Consider the following 6,260-nt stretch of genomic DNA (forward strand, 5'->3'; position numbering starts at 1 on the left):
TCCTTGTCGGGGTCAGAAGGGTTTGACGACCACCAGGATCACGATGGCGACCAGGAACAGCACCGGCACCTCGTTGAACCAGCGGTAGAACACATGGCTGCGGCCGTTCTCGCCGCGGGCGAAGCGCTTGAGCATGGCGCCGCAAGCGTGGTGGTAGCCGATCAGGAGCACCACCAGGGTGAGCTTGGCGTGCATCCAGCCCTGGGTCAGCCAGGCCGGATTGAGATAGAGCATCCAGGCGCCGAGGACGATGGTGAGAATCATCGACGGGCCCATGATGCCGCGGTACAGCTTGCGCTCCATCACGCAGAAGCGCTCGCGGCTGGCGGCGTCCTCGCTCATGGCGTGGTAGACGAAAAGGCGGGGAAGATAGAAGAGGCCGGCGAACCAGCAGACCACGGCAATGATGTGAAAGGCTTTCAACCACAGGTAAAGCATCAGGAATTCCTCGGATCACGGTTGAGCCGATAGTAGTGGCGCCATGCAATGCCGTCATCCCCGCGGCCGCGCGGCTGTGGGAAAGATCGGCGGCCTGCGGCGATATGAATCGGGCAACGCTGATCGGAAAGGAGCAATCGCAGCCCGATGGAAGCCGCTATCCCGGCGGATTCGCTCTATTCAGCGGGGGCGGTGGCCCATATCATGGTTGCCCCTGAATTTGGCCCCATAGGTGGAGTGACAGGCAGATGATCAAGGTCGGTATCGTAGGCGGTACGGGTTATACGGGCGTGGAACTGCTGCGCCTGCTGGCACAGCATCCCCAGGCGCGCGTCGAGGTGATCACCTCGCGTTCCGAGGAGGGCGTGAAAGTCGCCGACATGTACCCGAACCTGCGAGGCCACTACGACGGCCTGGCCTTCAGCGTGCCGGACGTGAAGCGTCTGGGCGAGTGCGACGTAGTGTTCTTCGCCACCCCGCACGGCGTGGCCCATGCGCTGGCTGGTGAACTGCTGGCGACCGGTACCCGGGTGATCGACCTGTCCGCGGACTTCCGCCTGCAGGACGCCGAAGAGTGGGCCAAGTGGTACGGCCAGCCCCACGGCGCGCCGGAGCTGCTGTCCGAGGCCGTTTACGGTCTGCCGGAAGTGAATCGGGAGACGATCAAGTCCGCGCGGCTGATCGCCGTTCCCGGCTGCTACCCGACCGCCACCCAGCTCGGTTTCATCCCGCTGCTGGAGAACGGCCTGGCCGACACCAGCCAACTGATCGCCGACTGCAAGTCCGGCGTCAGCGGCGCTGGACGTGGCGCCAAGGTCGGTTCGCTGTTCTGCGAAGCCGGCGAAAGCATGATGGCGTACTCGGTGAAAGGTCACCGTCACCTCCCGGAAATCAGCCAGGGCCTGCGCCGCGCTGCCAAGGGTGATGTCGGCCTGACCTTCGTGCCGCACCTGACCCCGATGATTCGCGGCATCCACGCGACCCTCTACGCACGCGTCGCTGATCGTGGCGTCGATCTCCAGAAGCTGTACGAAGAGCGCTACGCCAACGAGCCGTTCGTCGACGTGATGCCAGCCGGCAGCCATCCGGAAACCCGCAGCGTACGCGGTGCCAACGTCTGCCGCATCGCGGTGCACCGTCCGCAGGGCGGCGACCTGGTGGTGATCCTCTCGGTCATCGACAACCTGGTGAAGGGCGCGTCCGGCCAGGCGATCCAGAACATGAACATCCTGTTCGGCCTGGATGAGCACCTGGGCCTGTCCAACGTCGCGCTGCTGCCTTAAGGAAAGATTGCCCCAGGAAGCGGCCGATTGATCTGGACCAATGGATGAGTCGGATTAGTTGACCGTTTTTCTGGGGTAAGCGGATAATAGTCCGCAATGTTGTAACGTACGGCTTCGGCCGGGAGAGTTGTCACCATGACCATCGAAACCTTCACCCCCACTCCGCTGATGTTCTCGCAAGGCGCTGCGAACAAGGTGAAGAACCTGATCGACGAAGAAGGCAACCCGCGCCTCAAGCTGCGGGTGTTCGTCACGGGCGGTGGCTGTTCGGGCTTCCAGTACGGGTTCACCTTCGATGAAGACACCGCGGACGACGACACCATCGTCGAGCGCGACGGCGTCAACCTCGTAGTCGATCCGATGAGCTTCCAGTACCTCGTCGGAGCGGAAGTGGATTACCAGGAAGGCCTCGAAGGTTCGCGGTTCGTCATCAAGAACCCGAACGCAGCGACCACCTGCGGCTGCGGTCAGTCCTTCTCGATCTGATGCCCTGGAAGCGAAAACGCCGCGCAGATGCGCGGCGTTTTTGTTTGTGCGGCGGTTCAGGCGGGATAAAGCGCGCCGAGGATGCGTGGCCCGTGAGCGGCCGTGACTTCCGGGCAGTTGCCGGGCTCGCGTTCGAAGAAGCGATGAGCCAGCCAGGCGAAGGCCATTGCTTCCATCCATTCCGGCGGTACGCCGCGGTCGAGGCTGCTGATCACGCTGGCGCCCGGCATATGCGCGGCCAGTCGCTGCATCAGCGTTGCGTTGAAGGCGCCACCACCGCAGACCACCACTTCCTCGCAGCCGGGCTGCGCGTCCAGTAGTGCTGCGGCGATGCTTTGCGCGGTCAGCTCGAGCAGGGTTGCCTGCACGTCTTCGGGCTTCACCGGGCCGTGGCCGGCCAGGACTGCGTTCAGCCACTTCAGGTTGAAGCGCTCGCGTCCGGTGCTCTTCGGGCCTTTGGCGGCAAAGAAGTCATGGGCCAGCATCTTCTGCAGCAGCGTCTGCTCGATGTTGCCGCTCGCCGCCCAGGCGCCGTCACGGTCGTAGGCATCGCCGCGCTGCTCCTGAATCCAGGCATCCAGCAGGACGTTGCCGGGGCCGCAGTCGAATCCGCGAACCGGCTTGCCAGGACTGAGCAGCGAGACGTTGCTGAAGCCGCCGACATTGAGGATCGCGCATTCGCGCTTATCGCTGCCGAACAGCGCGCGGTGGAAAGCGGGCACCAGCGGCGCACCCTGGCCGCCAGCGGCTACGTCGCGGCGGCGGAAGTCGGCGACGACATCGATTCCGGTCAGCTCGGCGAGCAGTGCCGGGTTACCGATCTGCACGGTGAAGCCCAGGTGCGGCTCGTGGCGGATGGTCTGGCCGTGGCTGCCGATGGCGCGGATCGCGCTGGCGCTCAGCTTCTCGCGAGCGAGGAGTTCATTGATGCCCTGGGCCGCCAGACGCACCCAGCTGTTTTCCGCCAGGGCGGAGCGGGCAATTTCATCCGGACCAGATGAGCAGAGCGCCAGGAGATCGGCGCGCAGCGCCGCAGGCATGGGCAGGTAATGGGAGGCGAGCAGCGTGGTCCGCTCGCCCTGCTCGATCAGGGCGATGTCCAGTCCGTCGAGACTGGTACCGGACATCACCCCCAGATAGAGCGGCATGAATCAGCGCTTGTTCAGGGCCAGGAAGGTTGCCTTCTCCTGGTCCATGCGCGCGATCAGCGGTTGGGTCTGCGCCAGGAAACGCTTGCGCTCAGGGCCACTCAGCGGGTCGGCGGTGGGCAGCTTGGCACTCAGCGGATCGACGTGCTGGCCGTTGACCTGGAACTCGTAGTGCAGGTGCGGGCCGGTGGCGAGGCCGGTCATGCCGACGTAGCCGATGATCTGGCCCTGCTTCACTGCCACGCCGGAGCGGATGCCCTTGGCGAAGCGGCTCATGTGGCCGTACACGGTGCGATAGCGCTGGCCGTGCTGGATCACCACGGCGTTGCCGTAGCCACCCTTGCGGCCGGCTTCGAGAATCTTGCCGTCGCCGGTCGCCTTGATCGGCGTACCGATGGGCGCCGCGTAGTCCACGCCCTTGTGTGCACGAATCTTGTTCAGGATCGGGTGGAAACGCCCTATGGAGAAGCGCGAGCTGATGCGGGCGAAGTCCACCGGAGTGCGGATGAACGCCTTGCGCATGCTGCTGCCGTCGGCGCGCAGGTAGCTCGTATTGCCCTGTTTGGTTGTGTAACGCACCGCGGTGTATTCCTTGCCGCGATTGACGAAACGCACCGCGAGGATGCTGCCGGTGCCGACTTGCTTGCCTTGTACCTGCTGGGACTCGTAGATCACGTCGAACTCGTCGCCTTCGCGAATATCCTGGGCGAAGTCGATGTCGTAGCCGAGGATGTTGGCCATCGACATGATCAGGTCGTGGGACAGCCCCGCGCTCTTGCCGGCGACGAACAGCGAGCTGTCGACGCGGCCGTGGGCATAGTTGGCGTGTACCGAGGGCTTGACCAGGTCGCGCTTGAAGTCATAGCCCTTGGCGGACTTGTTCAGGCTGATGGTTTCCAGGTCGCTGCGCTTGACCTTCAGGCCCTGCAGCTCGCCCTTGGTGTCGATGAGGAAGTCCACGTCCTGGCCGATATCAAGACGGGTGAACTGCTTGGCGTCCTTGTTGGCGGCAAGCATGTCGTGCACGACGTTCGCCGGCAGACCGGCCTTCGCGAACACGGTAGAAAGAGTGTCGCCCTTGCCCACGGTCACGCTTTTCCACGCAGGGTCTGCGGAAGCGGAGGGGGAGGCTGGCTTGTTCGAATCGGCGAGATCGTTGTTCTTTTCCGCGTCTTTTCCGGCGCTGTTCTGGTTGTCCGGCTGGCCTTCTATCTGTGCAAAAGGCGAAGTGCCGTCGTCTTCCGTGACCGCGTTGGGTCGAAGGTCGTCTTTTTCCTGGAGGATCTGCTCGGTGCTGCTTTCCAGCTCGAGATTGAGCGTGGTCTTCTTCGCCTCGACCTCGGCCGAGGGGAACACCAGCAGAGCCAGGCTGAGGAGCGCTGCTACACCGCTTGCGGCCAGCAGATGGCTCTTCGGGTAGTACGGCGCTTTCTGATCGGATTGCGTCATGGCGTGAGTGGTGTTTTTGGAATGTGAAATAACTGCCTAAAATATAACCAAATTCCCTCTGAAGCAACCCTGATGTCGGGCTTCTGACGTCCTGTCCTCTGGCGCTGGGCAAAACTTGTTTTTAGTGCCTGTTCTTGTATCGTTGGTTCCCTTTCGCAATTCGCAACGTACAGGAACCTGCAATGAAGTCGGTCGAAGAGCAGCTGGCGCTGATCAAGCGTGGAGCAGACGAAATTCTCGTGGAGGCCGAGCTGATCGAAAAGCTCAAGCGCGGCCAGCCCCTGCGTATCAAGGCCGGCTTCGACCCGACCGCCCCGGACCTGCACCTCGGGCACACTGTCCTTATTAATAAGCTGCGCCAGTTCCAGGAGCTTGGCCATCAGGTGATCTTCCTGATTGGTGACTTCACTGGGATGATCGGTGACCCCAGCGGGAAAAGTGTTACCCGCCCACCCCTCACTCGCGAGCAGGTTCTCGACAACGCCGAGACGTACAAGGCCCAGGTCTTCAAGATCCTCGACCCCGCGAAGACCGAAGTAGCCTTCAATTCCACCTGGATGGACCAGCTTTCCCCCGCTGATTTCATTCGTCTGGCTTCCCAGTACACCGTTGCCCGTATGCTGGAACGCGATGATTTCAGCAAACGTTATGCCAGCAATCAATCCATCGCCATTCACGAGTTCCTTTATCCGCTCGTTCAAGGCTACGACTCGGTGGCGCTTCGCGCGGACGTCGAACTCGGCGGCACCGACCAGAAGTTCAACCTGTTGATGGGGCGGGAGCTCCAGCGTGCCTACGAGCAGGAGCCGCAATGCATCCTGACCATGCCGCTGCTCGAAGGTCTGGATGGCGTGAAGAAGATGTCCAAGTCCCTGGGCAACTACATCGGTATCCAGGAAGCGCCAGGTGTCATGTACAGCAAGCTGGTCTCTATCCCTGACACCCTGATGTGGCGTTACTTCGAGCTGCTCAGCTTCCGTTCCATGGAGGAAATCGACGGCTTCCGGAAGGACGTCGAGGCTGGCGCCAACCCGCGCGACATCAAGATCAAGCTGGCTGAGGAAATCGTCGCTCGCTTCCATGGTGAAGAGGCTGCTGCGTCCGCGCACAAGTCCGCTGGCAACCGGCTGAAGGAAGGTGAGCTGCCGGAGGACTTGCCGGAGGTGGAAGTGGCGGCAGCGGAAGATCTTCCCATTGGCGCTGTCCTTAATAAGGCTGGGCTGGTGAAGAACTCTGCCGTCGCTCGCGACCTGTTGTCTTCCGGTGGGGTGCGGGTGGATGGCGAAGTCGTGGATCGCAGCTTCGTCTTCAAGGTGGGGGCTGTCCACGTCCTGCAGGCCGGCAAGAAAGCCTTCGCTCGCGTCTCCCTGGTCGCCGAGTGAAGAAAGTTTAAATTAGTCGTTGACGGCCGATTTAAACTCCCTATAATGCGCACCACTCCCAGCGACGAAGCGCT

At 62.4% G+C, this 6,260-nt stretch carries 6 protein-coding genes; 3 read left to right on the forward strand and 3 right to left on the reverse strand.

Going from position 1 to position 6,260, the window contains the following annotated elements:
* Nucleotides 1–12: 12 nt before the first annotated feature.
* On the reverse strand, nt 13–438 hold the full coding sequence (gene hemJ, locus ACCC94_RS12445; RefSeq protein WP_413349770.1) for a protoporphyrinogen oxidase HemJ: 426 nt from the start codon (nt 436–438) through the stop codon (nt 13–15).
* A gap of 248 nt (nt 439–686) precedes the next feature.
* On the opposite strand from hemJ, the gene argC reads away from it, so the two are divergent.
* Together argC and erpA are read left to right on the forward strand one after the other, a co-directional pair.
* Complete coding sequence (argC, locus tag ACCC94_RS12450; RefSeq protein WP_413349771.1) at nt 687–1,721, forward strand: N-acetyl-gamma-glutamyl-phosphate reductase; 1,035 nt, start codon at nt 687–689, stop codon at nt 1,719–1,721.
* A 135-nt stretch (nt 1,722–1,856) separates the two neighbouring features.
* Entirely contained in the window at nt 1,857–2,207 is a 351-nt protein-coding gene (erpA, locus tag ACCC94_RS12455; protein ID WP_017517350.1) for an iron-sulfur cluster insertion protein ErpA, read from the forward strand.
* Nucleotides 2,208–2,263: 56 nt separating this feature from the next.
* Here the strand turns inward: erpA and ACCC94_RS12460 are convergent, their stop codons facing one another.
* Nucleotides 2,264–3,355 carry an anhydro-N-acetylmuramic acid kinase gene (locus ACCC94_RS12460; protein WP_413349772.1) on the reverse strand — a complete coding sequence of 364 codons (1,092 nt, stop codon included), beginning with the start codon at nt 3,353–3,355 and terminating at the stop codon, nt 2,264–2,266.
* Between the two features lie 3 nt (nt 3,356–3,358).
* Nucleotides 3,359–4,804, reverse strand: a complete 1,446-nt coding sequence (locus tag ACCC94_RS12465; RefSeq protein WP_413349773.1) for a peptidoglycan DD-metalloendopeptidase family protein — start codon at nt 4,802–4,804, stop codon at nt 3,359–3,361.
* Between the two features lie 182 nt (nt 4,805–4,986).
* Here ACCC94_RS12465 and tyrS point away from each other — a divergent pair, with 182 nt between their 5' ends.
* Nucleotides 4,987–6,186, forward strand: a complete 1,200-nt coding sequence (gene tyrS, locus ACCC94_RS12470; RefSeq protein ID WP_413349774.1) for a tyrosine--tRNA ligase — start codon at nt 4,987–4,989, stop codon at nt 6,184–6,186.
* Nucleotides 6,187–6,260 lie beyond the last annotated feature (74 nt).

The sequence above is a fragment of the Pseudomonas sp. Pseusp97 genome (assembly GCF_047304025.1).
Taxonomy (GTDB): Bacteria; Pseudomonadota; Gammaproteobacteria; order Pseudomonadales; family Pseudomonadaceae; genus Pseudomonas.

Excerpts from the sequence above, each read along its gene's own strand:
- hemJ (WP_413349770.1), bottom strand. The coding sequence starts at position 438 with ATGCTTTACCTGTGGTTGAAAGCCTTTCACATCATTGCCGTGGTCTGC.
- tyrS (WP_413349774.1), top strand. The coding sequence starts at position 4,987 with ATGAAGTCGGTCGAAGAGCAGCTGGCGCTGATCAAGCGTGGAGCAGAC.
- argC (WP_413349771.1), top strand. The coding sequence starts at position 687 with ATGATCAAGGTCGGTATCGTAGGCGGTACGGGTTATACGGGCGTGGAA.
- ACCC94_RS12460 (WP_413349772.1), bottom strand. The coding sequence starts at position 3,355 with ATGCCGCTCTATCTGGGGGTGATGTCCGGTACCAGTCTCGACGGACTG.
- erpA (WP_017517350.1), top strand. The coding sequence starts at position 1,857 with ATGACCATCGAAACCTTCACCCCCACTCCGCTGATGTTCTCGCAAGGC.
- ACCC94_RS12465 (WP_413349773.1), bottom strand. The coding sequence starts at position 4,804 with ATGACGCAATCCGATCAGAAAGCGCCGTACTACCCGAAGAGCCATCTG.